This is a genomic window from Roseovarius sp. PS-C2 (assembly GCF_018862045.1).
Classification (GTDB): Bacteria; Pseudomonadota; Alphaproteobacteria; order Rhodobacterales; family Rhodobacteraceae; genus Roseovarius.
Genome location: NZ_JAHKSQ010000001.1, coordinates 1 through 14,019, shown reverse-complemented (window position 1 = coordinate 14,019; position 14,019 = coordinate 1). Strand labels below are relative to the sequence as shown.

The 14,019-nt window shown below is 61.8% G+C and carries 13 protein-coding genes and 2 tRNA genes; 8 read left to right on the top strand and 7 right to left on the bottom strand.

What is annotated here, in order from left to right; all coding sequences use genetic code 11:
* Nucleotides 1-10: 10 nt before the first annotated feature.
* From gpt to fabI, 3 genes are read right to left on the bottom strand one after another with little or no spacing between them, the layout of a single operon-like run.
* Complete coding sequence (gpt, locus tag KPG71_RS00075) at nucleotides 11-508, bottom strand: xanthine phosphoribosyltransferase (RefSeq protein ID WP_216335834.1); 498 nt, start codon at nucleotides 506-508, stop codon at nucleotides 11-13.
* A gap of 41 nt (nucleotides 509-549) precedes the next feature.
* Nucleotides 550-1,146, bottom strand: coding sequence for a LysE family translocator (locus tag KPG71_RS00070; protein WP_216335832.1), 597 nt, complete (start codon nucleotides 1,144-1,146; stop codon nucleotides 550-552).
* Nucleotides 1,147-1,162: 16 nt separating this feature from the next.
* Nucleotides 1,163-1,972, bottom strand: a complete 810-nt coding sequence (gene fabI / locus KPG71_RS00065; protein WP_216335830.1) for an enoyl-ACP reductase FabI — start codon at nucleotides 1,970-1,972, stop codon at nucleotides 1,163-1,165.
* 209 nt (nucleotides 1,973-2,181) lie between these two features.
* Between fabI and pdxH the strand changes: the two genes are divergently transcribed.
* The 6 genes from pdxH to KPG71_RS00035 all read left to right on the top strand — a co-directional run bounded on the left by pdxH (nucleotide 2,182) and on the right by KPG71_RS00035 (nucleotide 9,784).
* Nucleotides 2,182-2,787 (top strand): pyridoxamine 5'-phosphate oxidase, encoded by a 606-nt coding sequence (pdxH, locus tag KPG71_RS00060; protein ID WP_216335827.1) that lies wholly within the window; start codon nucleotides 2,182-2,184, stop codon nucleotides 2,785-2,787.
* 125 nt (nucleotides 2,788-2,912) lie between these two features.
* A complete protein-coding gene (locus tag KPG71_RS00055; RefSeq protein ID WP_073032169.1) occupies nucleotides 2,913-3,449 on the top strand; it encodes a cold-shock protein in 537 nt (178 codons plus the stop codon).
* Between the two features lie 71 nt (nucleotides 3,450-3,520).
* The gene (locus tag KPG71_RS00050) at nucleotides 3,521-3,907 is read left to right on the top strand and encodes a DUF192 domain-containing protein (protein ID WP_367397287.1); all 387 of its coding nucleotides are present in this window, start codon (nucleotides 3,521-3,523) and stop codon (nucleotides 3,905-3,907) included.
* Nucleotides 3,908-3,950: 43 nt separating this feature from the next.
* Nucleotides 3,951-4,027 (top strand) — tRNA-Pro (locus KPG71_RS00045).
* Between the two features lie 640 nt (nucleotides 4,028-4,667).
* Nucleotides 4,668-8,348 carry a vitamin B12-dependent ribonucleotide reductase gene (locus tag KPG71_RS00040; protein ID WP_216335825.1) on the top strand — a complete coding sequence of 1,227 codons (3,681 nt, stop codon included), beginning with the start codon at nucleotides 4,668-4,670 and terminating at the stop codon, nucleotides 8,346-8,348.
* A 290-nt stretch (nucleotides 8,349-8,638) separates the two neighbouring features.
* Nucleotides 8,639-9,784 (top strand): iron-containing alcohol dehydrogenase, encoded by a 1,146-nt coding sequence (locus tag KPG71_RS00035; protein ID WP_216335824.1) that lies wholly within the window; start codon nucleotides 8,639-8,641, stop codon nucleotides 9,782-9,784.
* Here KPG71_RS00035 and KPG71_RS00030 read toward each other — a convergent pair.
* Entirely contained in the window at nucleotides 9,781-10,833 is a 1,053-nt protein-coding gene (locus KPG71_RS00030; RefSeq protein WP_216335823.1) for an ornithine cyclodeaminase, read from the bottom strand. The two genes, KPG71_RS00035 and KPG71_RS00030, sit on opposite strands and share 4 nt — an antisense overlap.
* Before the next feature lie 13 nt (nucleotides 10,834-10,846).
* The gene (gene rocF / locus KPG71_RS00025) at nucleotides 10,847-11,776 is read right to left on the bottom strand and encodes an arginase (RefSeq protein ID WP_216335822.1); all 930 of its coding nucleotides are present in this window, start codon (nucleotides 11,774-11,776) and stop codon (nucleotides 10,847-10,849) included.
* A gap of 118 nt (nucleotides 11,777-11,894) precedes the next feature.
* Here rocF and KPG71_RS00020 point away from each other — a divergent pair, with 118 nt between their 5' ends.
* Nucleotides 11,895-12,323 (top strand): Lrp/AsnC family transcriptional regulator, encoded by a 429-nt coding sequence (locus tag KPG71_RS00020; protein WP_216335821.1) that lies wholly within the window; start codon nucleotides 11,895-11,897, stop codon nucleotides 12,321-12,323.
* A gap of 94 nt (nucleotides 12,324-12,417) precedes the next feature.
* Here KPG71_RS00020 and KPG71_RS00015 read toward each other — a convergent pair whose 3' ends face one another.
* Complete coding sequence (locus KPG71_RS00015) at nucleotides 12,418-12,885, bottom strand: disulfide bond formation protein B (protein ID WP_216335820.1); 468 nt, start codon at nucleotides 12,883-12,885, stop codon at nucleotides 12,418-12,420.
* A gap of 9 nt (nucleotides 12,886-12,894) precedes the next feature.
* Entirely contained in the window at nucleotides 12,895-13,473 is a 579-nt protein-coding gene (locus KPG71_RS00010) for a YqaA family protein (RefSeq protein ID WP_216335819.1), read from the bottom strand.
* Nucleotides 13,474-13,605: 132 nt separating this feature from the next.
* On the opposite strand from KPG71_RS00010, the gene KPG71_RS00005 reads away from it, so the two are divergent.
* A tRNA-Leu gene (locus KPG71_RS00005) sits at nucleotides 13,606-13,691 on the top strand.
* Nucleotides 13,692-14,019: the final 328 nt, after the last annotated feature.

Below are 14,019 nucleotides of genomic sequence, written 5' to 3'. Positions count from 1 at the left end.
GCGTCTGTGGTCAGGTCCCGCGATAGGGCTCGACATATTGCAGGGCCATGTCCCACGGGAAGAATATCCAGGTGTCCTGGCTGACCTCGGTCACGAAGGTATTGACCATCTCGCGGCCCATCGGCTTGGCATAGACCGTGGCCACATGCGCCTTGGGCAAGAGGGCGCGCACCACTTCGAGCGTTTTGCCGGTGTCGACCAGATCGTCGACGATCAGCACGCCTTCGCCATCTCCGACCAGGTCGATATCGGGGGACTTGATGACGCGCGGCTCGGACTGGGCCTGATGGTTGTAGGATTTCACGCTGATCGTATCGACGGCGCGAATGTCCAGTTCGCGCGCGACGATCATCGCCGGGGCCATGCCGCCGCGGGTGATGGCGACCACGGCGCGCCAGCCGTCCTTGGGGCTGGTGTCCTGGAGACGCCAGGCGAGGGCGCGGGCATCGCGGTGCAGTTGGTCCCAGCTGACGTGAAAGCCTTTTTCATGGGGCAGGCGGTCGGTCATCGGGTGGTCCTTTCGGTCTGGCACAGGGTGGTTTGGCACGCTCAGGTGGCGACGCGCAACGCCATGACCCCCAGAACGGCGGCGGCCGCCCGGTCGAACACGGCTTTGAATTTCAGATAGGCGTGCTGAATGGCGGGGATAGTCAGGCCCAGTGTCAGCACGGCATAGAACAGGATTTCCAGCATCAGGTGATTGACCAGAACCAACAGCGCCTCGGCCCCGGTGGGCATGGCCGGGAATACGGTGGTGAAAATGGCCGCGATGAAAACCACGGCCTTGGGATTGGCCCAGTTCGTCAACAAGCCCAGCCGGAAGCCATTTACGCCGCGCGGGGGCGTCGCATCGGCCGAGGTGCTGGCGTTACGCCACAGCGACACCGCCAGCCAGATCAGATAGGCGGCGCCACAGAGCTTCAGCGCAAGAAAGGCCCACGGGGCCACGGCGAACAGCGCGGTCAGGCCCAGAACGGCCAGTGCGCTCCAGCTGACGGCGCCAAACGCCAGCCCGATGCCGCAGGCCAGCCCCATCTTGCGCCCGCCGGACAGTGCCGCGCGCAGCATCGCCACCACCGCGGGGCCGGGCGAAGCCAGCGCGCCGAGGACCGCGAGGTTGAAAGCTATGAGCGCGGCTGCGTCCAAGGGGCGGGCTCCGGCGTCAGGAGGTTGCGTCGATGTCGGGGGCGTCGACGGCCTTCATGCCGACAACATGATACCCGGCATCCACGTGCAGGTTTTCGCCGGTCACGCCGCTGCCAAGGTCCGACAGCAGATACAGCGCGGATTTGCCCACATCCTCGGTGGTGACGTTGCGGCGCAGCGGCGAGTTCAGTTCGTTCCATTTCAGGATATAGCGGAAATCGCCGATCCCGCTGGCTGCCAGCGTCTTGATCGGACCGGCGGAAATCGCGTTGACGCGAATGCCGTCCTTGCCCAGATCCTCGGCCAGGTATTTGACCGACGCCTCGAGTGCGGCCTTGGCGACGCCCATGACATTGTAATGCGGCATCACCTGTTCGGCGCCGTAATAGGTGAGCGTCAGAGCGCTGCCGCCGTCGGTCATCAGTTTTTCGGCGCGCTGCATGACGGCGGTAAAGCTGTAGCAGCTGATATCCATGGTCATCAGGAAATTGTCGCGGCTGGTATCCACGTAGCGGCCGCGCAGTTCGTTCTTGTCGGAAAAGCCGATTGCATGGACCAGAAAGTCGACCCTGCCCCAGACCTTTTCGATTTCGGCAAACGCCGTGTCGATCGAGGCCGGATCGGATACGTCACAATCGAACATGTGCTCGACGCCAAGAGTTTCGGCCAGCGGCGCAACCCGTTTCCTGAACGCGTCGCCCATGTAGGTAAAGGCCAGTTCGGCCCCGGCATCGGCGCAGGCTTTGGCGATTCCCCAGGCGATCGACTTGTCGTTTGCGACGCCCATGATCAGACCGCGCTTGCCCGCCATTAGTTGATTTGACATTTCTTGCCCTCGGCCCATCTGTGTTTCTTCCGAAATCCTTTAGGCGATCGCTCATGAGGCATCAAGGGAAAGCCTGTTTCGAGCCTCTTGCGTTTTATACGGTCAGCGCTGCATGGTGTGCGGAGAATGGCTTGCCGGCTTGCATCGGTCAATGAGGCGGGATAGGCGCGTGGCGCACATTCGTATTGGGTAGGTTGGAAGGCACGGACATGACGGACAGAAGCGGTATCTTCGCGGGCGACAATCCATTCGAGATTGCCCGCCGCTGGCTGTCGGACGCCACCGAAACCGAGATCAACGATCCCAATGCGATGGCCCTGTCGACCGTGGATGAAACCGGCTTGCCGAATGTACGCATGGTGTTGTTGAAAGAGATAAGTGACGACGGGTTCTGGTTCTACACCAATTACGGCAGCGCCAAGGGGCGTGAGCTCGAACACGCCGGCAAGGCGGCGATCGTGCTCCACTGGAAGTCCCTGCGGCGACAGCTTCGTGTGCGGGGCAGGGTCGTCCGCGAGGACGGCCCGGAGGCTGACGAGTATTTCGCCTCGCGTTCTTTAAAGAGTCGGCTCGGGGCCTGGGCCTCGAAGCAGTCGCAACCGCTTTCGTCGCGTACGGCGTTGATGGCGGAAGTGGCGAAAGTAACCGCTCAGAAGGGCACAAACCCACCGAGACCCTCCTTTTGGGGAGGTTTCAGAATCGAGCCGGTTGAGATCGAATTCTGGGCAGATGGCGCTTTCAGACTGCATGACAGGTTCGTATGGCGCCGTGAAGAATATGAAAATGAATGGGAAATATCGCGTCTGAATCCTTGATATTCACGTTTCGTAAAATGCAAAGTCCTGAATATTAATGGAATTTTTGCTTGCAACGGGGCGGTGATATAGCGCAAGACTAAATCTGGTCTCGTGGGGATGAAGACTGTTTAGGTAGGAACAAAGTGACCAAGGAAAATGAACGTATCCGCAGAGTAAAGGGACGCGTTAAGTGGTTTGATCCGGTAAAGGGGTTTGGATTTGTCGTCGCCGATGAAGGCGGTCCTGATATTCTTCTGCATGCAAATGTGTTGCGCAATTTCGGCCAGAGTTCGGTTGCCGACCGGGCGGGGGTGGAAATTGACGTGCAAGATACCGAGCGCGGTGTTCAGGCGATTGAAGTGCACAGCATCGAGCCGCCTGAGGACAGCGAAAGTACGGGCCTGAGCGATCTGGACGAGATTGATCCGGAACTTATCCGCTCGGCTCCCCTTGAGCCCGCACGCGTAAAATGGTTCGATAAAGGCAAGGGGTTTGGCTTTGCGAACACCTTTGGCCGGGACGAGGACGTGTTTGTGCATGTCGAAGTCTTGCGGCGTTCCGGGCTGGCGGATCTGCAGCCCGGCGAAGCACTGGCCATTCGGGTTATAGAGGGTAAACGTGGCCGGATGGCCACGGAGGTGTGTGGATGGGAAATGGCTGTGAAAAAGTCCTCGGATTAGGGCTTGCCTCATGTTTTTTCTGGCTGGCGTCCGTCTTTGCGGCGCTGGCCGGAGAATGCCGGGACGACCGCGTGACATTGCGCGGCGACTGGGGCCAGGCCGGTTTTACCGTCGAGGTGGCCGATGATGCCGAGGAACGCGCCCAGGGGCTGATGCATCGTGAGCAGATGGCCAAAAGCGCGGGCATGCTGTTTGTGTATCCGGCGCCCCGGTCGGTGGGGTTCTGGATGAAGAACACCCTGATCGAACTGGATATGATTTTTGCCGACCGTACCGGTACGGTGCGTCGCGTTCATCATCGTGCGCAACCGCATGACGAGCGCCCGATCATGGGCGGGCGCGACATACAGTATGTGCTGGAAATCAATGGCGGGCTGGCGCGACAGCTTGGAATTTCCGAGGGTAGCCAGATGCAACACCCGTCAATTGACGCGCAAGTGGCGGCCTGGCCCTGTTAGGGGTTTTCAATCCTGCGCGGGCCGAGTATGCACATCCCCGGTTCGGGGCGTAGCGCAGTCTGGTAGCGCACCTGTTTTGGGTACAGGGGGTCGTGAGTTCGAATCTCGCCGCCCCGACCAAGTCACAAGATATAGAGGTGCATTTTCTCTGTTTTGGGGAAATCATGGGCAATTCGCCCTGATTTCGGGCGGCGGAGGACCTGTACCCAGTGGTTTTGTCGACACACTCTCCGTAGTGATCGGACAAGATCTTATCCACAAGATGTTGCAGTCAGCCGGTGGATAATTTCCGTTCCGGCATGAGTCGCGCCAGCCGGTTTGGCTGGCCCGCGCTTGAAGCTTCATATGAGAATATTGCGCTAACCACTTATGTGGGAACGTCTTTCCGGGATGGTATGCCCGTTCTTGGCTGAGCTTTGGCGGGGCGGTACAGTCTGTGGATGAATCGCGCACCGCGCCCGGCAATTTTCACGAACGGCTCAGGTCAACATTTTTTTCAGCAAAATTCCGCAAAAAAGCCGTTGACCGCAGGCCGTGCAATACGCCAGATTGTGTCTATCGGTCGGAAAGCCACAACATATAGTGCGCGTCGGCGGATCAGGGACCAAACCCCAAAACATACCCGGTGAATTCCGGGCCATGTGGAACCGTGACGATCTGTCGATCACGGCGGGGGTGTTTTGTCGGTCGCGGCGGCGGTCAGGCGCCGCGTGCCAGGCATTCGTGAAGTGAAAACGCTGAATTATGGGGCAGCTAGAACATGAAAATTGAAAGAAAGTTCACCAAAGCCGGGCAAGACGCTTACGCTGCGTTGGATTTCGTGACCACCAGTTCGGAAATCCGCAATCCGGACGGAACGACCGTTTTCAAGCTGGACAACGTCGAAGTGCCCGCCAGCTGGAGCCAGGTGGCCAGCGACGTGATCGCGCAGAAGTACTTTCGCAAGGCCGGCGTGCCCCAGAAGCTGACCCGCGTCGAGGAAAAGGATGTGCCCGAGTTCCTGTGGCGCTCGGTTCCCGCCAAGAACAACAAGGGTTTTGCCGGTGAGACGAGTTCGAAACAGGTGTTCAACCGTCTGGCAGGCGCATGGGCCTATTGGGGCTGGAAGGGCGGTTACTTCAGCACCGAAGAGGATGCCCGCGCCTATTACGACGAAATGCGCTTCATGCTGGCCGATCAGATGGCCGCTCCGAACTCTCCTCAATGGTTCAACACCGGCCTGCATTGGGCCTATGGAATCGATGGCCCCAGCCAGGGGCACTATTATGTGGATTACCAAACGGGCGACCTGACCAAATCGAGCAGCGCCTATGAGCACCCGCAGCCCCATGCGTGCTTCATCCAGTCGGTCGGCGACGATCTGGTCGGCGATGGTGGCATCATGGATCTGTGGGTGCGCGAGGCTCGCCTGTTCAAATACGGTTCGGGCACCGGCACGAACTTCTCCAGCCTGCGCGCCGAAGGTGAGGCGCTGTCGGGCGGTGGCAAATCCTCGGGCCTGATGGGGTTCCTCAAGATCGGCGACCGCGCGGCGGGCGCGATCAAGTCGGGCGGCACCACGCGGCGCGCCGCCAAGATGGTGATCTGCGACGCCGATCACCCCGATATCCAGGAATTCATCAACTGGAAGGTGAAGGAAGAACAGAAAGTCGCCAGCATCGTCGCCGGCTCGAAGATGCACGAGCAGAAGCTGAACGAAATCTTCGCCGCGATCCGGGCCAGGGACGGCAGCAATGAAGACGCGGTCGACCCCAAGAAGAACGAGCAACTGAAAGAGGCCATTCGTGGGGCCAAGCGGGTTCAGATCCCCGAAACTTACGTCAAGCGTGTGCTGGACTACGCACGGCAGGGCTATGACAGCATTGAATTCCCGACCTACGATACCGATTGGGATTCCGAGGCCTATGCCTCGGTGTCGGGGCAGAACTCGAACAATTCGATCCGCGTGACCGATGCCTTCCTCAAGGCGGTCGAGAACGACGATGATTGGGCGCTGATCAACCGCACCGATGGCAGCGTCGCCAGGACCATCAAGGCGCGCGACCTGTGGGAAGACGTGGGCCATGCTGCATGGGCCTGCGCCGATCCGGGCATCCAGTATCACGACACCGTCAATGCCTGGCACACCTGCCCGGAAGACGGGGAAATCCGTGGCTCGAACCCCTGTTCGGAATACATGTTCCTTGACGATACGGCCTGCAACCTGGCCTCGATGAACCTGTTGCGGTTCTACAAGGACGGCCAGTTCGATGCGGATAGCTATGTGCATGCCTCGCGGTTGTGGACGGTAACGCTGGAAATCTCGGTGATGATGGCGCAGTTTCCGTCGAAGGAGATCGCGCAGCTCAGCTATGAATTCCGCACGCTCGGCCTGGGCTATGCCAATATCGGCGGTCTGCTGATGAACATGGGCCACGGCTATGATTCGCCCGAGGGGCGCGCGCTGTGTGGTGCGCTGACGGCGATCATGACGGGTGTCGCCTATGCCACCAGCGCCGAAATGGCCGGGGAACTGGGCGCATTCGCAGGCTATGGGCGCAACCGCGAGCACATGCTGCGCGTCATCCGCAACCACCGCAATGCCGCCTACGGCGCGACCGAAGGCTACGAAGGGCTGGCCGTCAAGCCGGTGCCTCTGGACCTCGCAAACTGCCCCGATGCGCGGCTGGTCGATCTGGCGATGGCCAGCTGGGATGAGGCGCTGAAACTGGGCGAGCAGCACGGCTATCGCAACGCGCAGGCCACCGTGATTGCGCCGACCGGCACGATCGGCCTCGTGATGGATTGTGACACGACGGGCATCGAGCCGGATTTCGCCCTGGTGAAGTTCAAGAAACTGGCCGGGGGCGGCTATTTCAAGATCATCAACCAGTCGGTTCCCGCAGCGCTGGAGCAACTGGGCTATGGCTCGGCCCAGATCGAGGAAGTCGTCAGCTATGCGGTGGGTCACGGCACCATCGGCAACGCGCCGGGGATCAATCACACGTCGCTGGTGGGGCATGGGTTCGGACCCAACGAACTGGAAAAGGTCGATAACGCGCTCGGTTCGGCCTTCGACATCCGCTTCGTGTTCAACCAGTGGACCCTGGGCGAAGAATTCTGCACCAATGTTCTGGGTATCCCGGCGGAGAAGCTGAACGACCCGACCTTCGACATGCTGGCGCATCTCGGGTATTCCAAGGCCGATATCGAAGCCGCCAACGACCATGTTTGCGGGACGATGACGCTGGAGGGTGCGCCGCACCTGAAGGACGAGCATTTCCACATCTTCGATTGCGCCAACCCCTGTGGCAAGAAGGGCAAGCGTTACCTGAGCGTGGACAGCCATATCTACATGATGGCGGCGGCGCAGAGCTTCATCTCGGGGGCGATCTCGAAAACGATCAACATGCCCAACGACGCCACCATCGAGGATTGCCAGCAGGCCTATGAACTCAGCTGGTCCCTGGGGGTGAAGGCGAACGCGCTCTATCGTGACGGCTCCAAGCTCAGCCAACCGCTGGCCGCCAGCCTTGTCGAGGATGACGAGGAGGCCGCCGAAATTCTGGAAAGCGGCTCGACACAGGAAAAGGCCGCCGTTCTGGCCGAAAAGATCGTCGAGAAGGTCGTGATCAAGGAAATCATCAAGTCGCAGCGCACCAAGATGCCGGAGCGGCGCAAGGGCTATACCCAGAAGGCGATTGTCGGTGGTCACAAGGTGTACCTGCGGACTGGCGAATACGAAGACGGCAGCCTTGGCGAGATCTTCATCGACATGCACAAGGAAGGTGCCGGGTTCCGCGCGATGATGAACAATTTCGCCATCGCCGTGTCGGTGGGCCTGCAATACGGCGTGCCGCTGGAAGAGTTCGTCGATGCCTTTACCTTCACCAAGTTCGAACCGGCGGGCATGGTGCAGGGCAATGACAGCATCAAGAACGCCACCTCGATCCTCGATTACATCTTCCGCGAACTTGCCGTCAGCTATCTGGACCGCACCGACCTGGCCCATGTGAAGCCGCAAGGCGCCAGCTTCGACGATCTGGGCCGCGGCGAGGAAGAGGGTGTCTCCAATATCTCGGAGATGAGCGATGCCGCCGCCTCGCGCTCGCTGGAGGTGCTCAAGCAGATCAGTTCGACGGGCTATCTGCGCAAGCGCCTGCCGCAGGAACTGGTTGTGCTGAATGGCGGGCAATCCGGCGCGGTGGCTCTGAGTGGCGGCAGCGACCCTGTCGAGACGCTGCAAACGCTGGTGCCGGAAACGGCCACTGCCACGGTTGCAGCCACCTCGACCACGACCACGGCTGTGGCCTCGGGCAGCGTCAGCATGGACGCCCGCACCAAGGCCCGCATGCAGGGCTATGAGGGCGAGGCCTGCGGCGAATGCGGCAACTATACGCTGGTGCGTAACGGCACCTGCATGAAATGCAACACCTGCGGCGCAACAAGCGGGTGTAGCTGAGTGGATCGTGCCCCCTGACCGGGGGTGCGTAGGGGCCACCGGGCGTATCTCGCCCACGGCCCCGACGAGACAGGGTGGGGGCGGACTATGTGCTTCGACCCATCCTTTTCCGGGGCGGGTGCGCTCGCCCTGAACGCGGATCAGGCCGCAGGCAGAAACCGGGCGGTATAAAGAGTGAGCCTGATTTCGTGAACCTCAGGGGGCGTCCCAGGACGCCCCTTTTTTCTTGGCCGGAGGTTCCGTGCGGGGCGCGTCCATGTCACAACGGTCCACAGGACAGGAGGCGCGCGATGACCATCACGGCATTCAATTTCTTGACCGCTGGCGAAATCCGGTTTGGCCGGGGGCAGGCGCAGGGCGCCGCCGATACGGTGCTTGGCTTTGGGCGCAAGGTGTTGCTGGTTCACGGGGCCAATGCGGGGCGGGCGGATTGGCTGGCAAAGGCGATTGCGCAGGCCGGGGGCGAGGTGACAGCATTTTCCTGCCCATCCGAGCCGGATATCGGTTTGATCGAACAGGGCGTCGAGGCCGCGCGTGCCGGTGGTGCGCAAGTGGTGGTGGCGCTTGGCGGTGGTGCGGTGATCGACGCGGGCAAGGCGATTGCCGCGCTCGTGCCCGCCACGCGGCCGGTGCTGGATCATCTCGAGGTCGTGGGGCAGGGCCTGCCGCTCGATCATGCGCCCTTGCCGTTCGTTGCGCTGCCGACAACGGCGGGCACCGGGGCCGAGGTCACGAAGAATGCGGTGATTGGCGTGCCGCAGGCCGGGCGCAAGGTGTCCCTGCGGGACAACCGGATGCTGGCCGATCTGGCGATTGTCGATCCCGCGCTGACCGATGGTGCGCCGCGTGCGGTGACGCTGGCCAGCGGGCTGGATGCGATCACGCAGGTGATCGAGCCCTATGTGTGCCGCAAGGCCAATGCGCTGACCGATGCGCTGTGCCGCGATGCGATCCCGCGCGGGCTGTCGGCGCTGCGGGCGCTGATCGACAGTGAGAATGCGCTGGCGCGGGACGAAATGGCATGGGTCAGCCTGTGCGGAGGTCTGGCGCTGGCCAATGCGGGGCTTGGAGCGGTGCATGGGCTGGCCGGGCCGGTTGGCGGGCTGTCGGGCGCGCCGCACGGGGCTGTGTGCGGGCGGTTGTTGCCCTTCGTGCTGATGCGCAATGCACAAGGCGCGACGGGAGACCTGGCGACGCGGCTGGCGGAAATCCGGGGCTGGATCGCGCTTGCGCTGGACTGTGCCCCCGATGACGCCCCGCAACACTTGGCCGAATGGTCGGCACGCGCCGGGTTGCCGGGGCTTTCGGATATGGGCGTGAAATCAAGCGATTACGCGGCTCTGGCCGAGGCGGCGGAGGTGTCGTCTTCCATGAAGGGCAACCCGGTCGACCTGTCACGGGGCGACTTGATCGCGTTGCTCGAACAGGCGGCTTAGGGTGCCGCCCGCTGAACCATGCCGAACAGGTCGCGCGGATCGTCCGGGTCGGCCAGCAGGTCAAGCTCCAGATACAGATCGGTGCCGCCGATATGGTCGCGGATATAGCGCAGGGCGCTGAAATCCTCGATGGCGAAACCGACGCTGTCGAACAGGGTGATCTGGCCCGCGCTGGTGCGGCCCGGCTTGGTGCCGTTGATCACCTCCCACATCTGCGTGACGGGATGATCGGGGGCGAGTTGCTGAATCTCGCCTTCGATCCGGGTTTGTTCGGGATATTCCACGAAAATCTCCGAGCGATGCAGGACGCCGGGGGCCAGTTCGGTCTTGCCGGGGCAGTCGCCGCCGATCGCGTTTATATGCACGCCGCTGCCGATCATGTTGTCGCTGAGGATCGTGGCGTATTGCTTGTCGGCGGTGCAGGTGGTGATGATCTGCGCGCCTTCCATCGCGTCCTCGGCGCTGTCGCAGACATGAACATCGAGCCCCAGGCCCTTGAGATTATGGGCGGCCTTGTGCGTGGCTGCCGGGTCGATGTCCCACAGGCGCACGGATTTCAGCCCGCAGATTGCCTTCATCGCGAGGCTTTGGAATTCCGATTGCGCGCCGTTGCCGATCATCGCCATCGTATCCGCGCCCTTGGGGGCAAGATGTTTGGCCACCATGGCCGAGGTGGCGGCGGTGCGCAGCGCGGTCAGCACCGTCATTTCCGACAACAGCACTGGATAGCCATTGCCCACATTCGCCAGCAGGCCGAAGGCGGTGACGGTTTGCAGCCCCTCCTTGGTGTTCTTGGGGTGGCCGTTGACGTATTTGAAACCGTAGACCTCGCCATCCGAGGTGGGCATCAGTTCGATCACGCCCTCGGCGGAATGGCTGGCGATGCGCGGGGTCTTGTCGAACAATTCCCAGCGGCGGAAATCGTCTTCGATATACTCCGCGAGGCCGCGCAGCATCGGCTCGATCCCGATATGGTGGACGAGTTTCATCATGTTCTCGACGCTGACGAAGGGCACCAGCGCCTTGTCGGAAGGGGGGATAGGAGGCATGGTTTTGTCCTTTTTATCCAAAGGCTTGCGTGGGGCGGTCAAAGACGCGGCGGCCAAGGGCCGAGGCCGCGAGATCGACCATGACCTGCGCCGTGCGGCCGCGTTCGTCCAGAAAGGGATTGAGTTCGACCAGATCGAGGGATGTCATCAGCCCGCTGTCGCAGATCATCTCCATCACCAGATGCGCCTCGCGGATGGTGGCGCCGCCGGGGACGGTGGTGCCGACGGCGGGGGCAACGGCGGGGTCGAGGAAATCCACGTCGAGCGAGACATGCAGCGCGCCGCCCATGTCGGCCACGCGGTCCAGGAAAGCGGAAAGGGGTTTGGCAATTCCTGTCTCGTCGATTTCGCGCATGTCGTGGCGGCGGATGGCCGAGCGTTGCAAGGCGTCGCGTTCCGGGCCGTCGACCGAGCGCAGGCCGAGAATGCAGATCTGGTTTTCGGGGACCGGGTTCGTGACCTCGGGGAAGCCGGAAAACCCTTTGGCCCCAGTGACATAGGCCAGCGGCGTTCCATGCAGATTGCCCGAACTGCTGCTGTTGGGCGTGTGAAAATCGCTATGGGCGTCGAGCCAGAGCACGAATTGCGGTTTATCGATGCTGGCGGCGTGGTTGGCGACCCCGAGGACCGAGCCGAGCGACAGGCTGTGATCGCCTCCCAGAAAGATCGGCAGCCCCTCGGACATCGCGGATTGTGCAGCATTTGCAAGGGTTTGCGTCCAGCCGATGGTTTCGGACGGGGCGTGGATATGGGCGGGCAGGTCATCGGGGGTGTCGGCGGGGGACGGTGCGAGGTTGCCGAGGTCCTGGACGGTGTGGCCGAGGGTGGTCAAGGCGTCGGCCAGACCGGCGACGCGGTAGGCGTCGGGACCCATCAGGCAGCCGCGGCGGGCCTTGCCGCTGTCGACGGGGGCACCGATCAGGATGCAGGTTTCAGGCGTCATGAGATACGTCCGTTGGTGTCAGGAAATATCAGTTTTGTTCCGAAACGGGTTGATTTGAAGCGCTCAAATTGCACTAATCGGGTGTAGGATAATCGAAACGAAGGGTAATAAATCCGAAATGGACGATACGGATCGCAAACTGATTTCGGCGCTCAGACACGATGCGCGCGCCTCGCTGTCGGACCTGGCTTTGACGCTCGGGGTGTCGCGCACCACGGTGCGGGGGCGGATCGAGCGGTTGAAGCAATCGGGCGAGATCGTGGGATTCAGCGTGGTGCTGCGGGGGGATGCGGCGCGCGATCCGGTGCGCGGGCTGATGATGATCGGCATCGAGGGGCGCGGCACGGACAGAATTACAAGGCAACTCAACGGGTTGAGCGCCGTGCGGGCGATTCATGCGACGAATGGCCGGTGGGATTTGATCGTGGAAATCGGCACCGAAACGCTGGAGGCGCTGGACGAAACCCTGACCCGAATCCGCAAATTCGACGGGATCGCCAGCTCGGAAACCAGCCTGTTGCTGAACACCCGCAAATCGGGCGGCTGAGTTTCGTACGTTTTGTACGAAGTGTACGCGGGTTTTGTACGAAAATCGGGGGATGTTCGGAAATTTGCGTCCATCAGGGACGCAAAACCGGGGTTCAGCGCCGCGCCGCCATGATCCAGATCGCCGCCAGTGCGAGAGAGGCGAGCATGTTCCAGCTTGCCATCGACAGGCCGAACATCTCCCACGGCACCTCGTCGCAGCGAATGACGGGGGCGGCCATGATCTGATCGAACAGGTCGTCGGTGCTGAGGCCGGTGGGGCTGGTGGAACTGCAGGAGGTCGGGCCGGTCCACCAGCCGCGTTCGACGCCGGTGTGATAGAAGGCGATCCCGGCGGTGGTCAGCGTGGCGGCGGCCCCGGCCAGGGCGAGGGAGGCGCGGGGTAGGGCCAGGGCCACGGCCCCGAGCAGGATGGCGGCCACATGCGGGTAGCGTTGCCACAGGCAGAGTTTGCAGGGGGGCATGCCGCCGATGTATTGAAACCCGAGCGCGCCCAGCATCAGCGCGGCAGAGCCCGCGGCGGCAATCAGGATCAGCATACGGCGCGTCAGGATTTCGTTCATCGTTTCCCCCTATAGATGGCGAACCACGTAAAACCCGCCGAAGAGAAGTGCAATGAACACAATCGTGACCAGACCCAGACGGCGTTCGATGAAATCGCGCACCGGCGTGCCGAATTTCCACAACAGCCCGGCGACGATGAAAAACCGCAGCCCCCGCGCAAGGATCGATGTGGCGATGAAGGTGGCCAGCGGCATGCCCGTCCAGCCCGACATGATGGTGATCACCTTGTAGGGGAATGGGGTCATGCCCGCGATCAGCACCGCCCAGAAGCCGAAATCGTTGAAGCGGGTGTTGAATTCGGCCATCGAGTCGGCCTTGCCAAGGGATTCGAGGATCGGCTGCCCGATGCTTTCATAGGCCAGCGCCCCGATGGCATAGCCCAGAAGCCCGCCCAGAACCGAGGTGACCAGCGCCACCAGTGCCACCAGCCACGCCCGCGAGGGCCGGGCGAGGATCATCGGAATCATCAGCACGTCGGGTGGAATCGGAAAGACCGAGCTTTCCACGAAGGACACGCCGCCAAGCACCCAAAGGGCGCGGGGATGGTCCGCCATCCGGATCGTCCAGTCGTAAAGCCGTCTGAGCATGGGCGAGAAGCCTTGTTCGCTTGGGGTGTGACCTCTGATCATGGCGGGGCGGAGGGGTCAAGCCCGCGCGGGATAAAAATGCCTTCGACCCTCTGGACGCGGGCGCATCGCTTGGATACAACCCCAATCCGGGCCCAAGTGGCGGAATGGTAGACGCAGGGGATTCAAAATCCCCCGGTAGCAATACCGTGTGAGTTCGAGTCTCACCTTGGGCACCAAAGACTTAGCCGGTTTTCCCGATCAGCGAAAATTCCGCTTTTCCCAATCCGTTTCCCACATTCCCTGTTCACCCCCTGTTCGTTCTTTGGGACGGTTTGCGGTGTCGATTTTACACGGAGACAGGTTGCTCTTCTTCGGGTGCCTCTCAACTGAATTGCACGACAAATTGGTAAAGCTTTGATCGCTCCCCATGGCCATACGGTAGTGTCCCACGGGGTGGTGTAAGAGGCCGCGCGCGGAGCCTTTTGGCGTAGCGCAGCGCGCGGCCGGGTCTGGCGGCCACCGCGCTTCTTCGTAGTCTGAGGTTGTTCAAAGACCGATGATAAC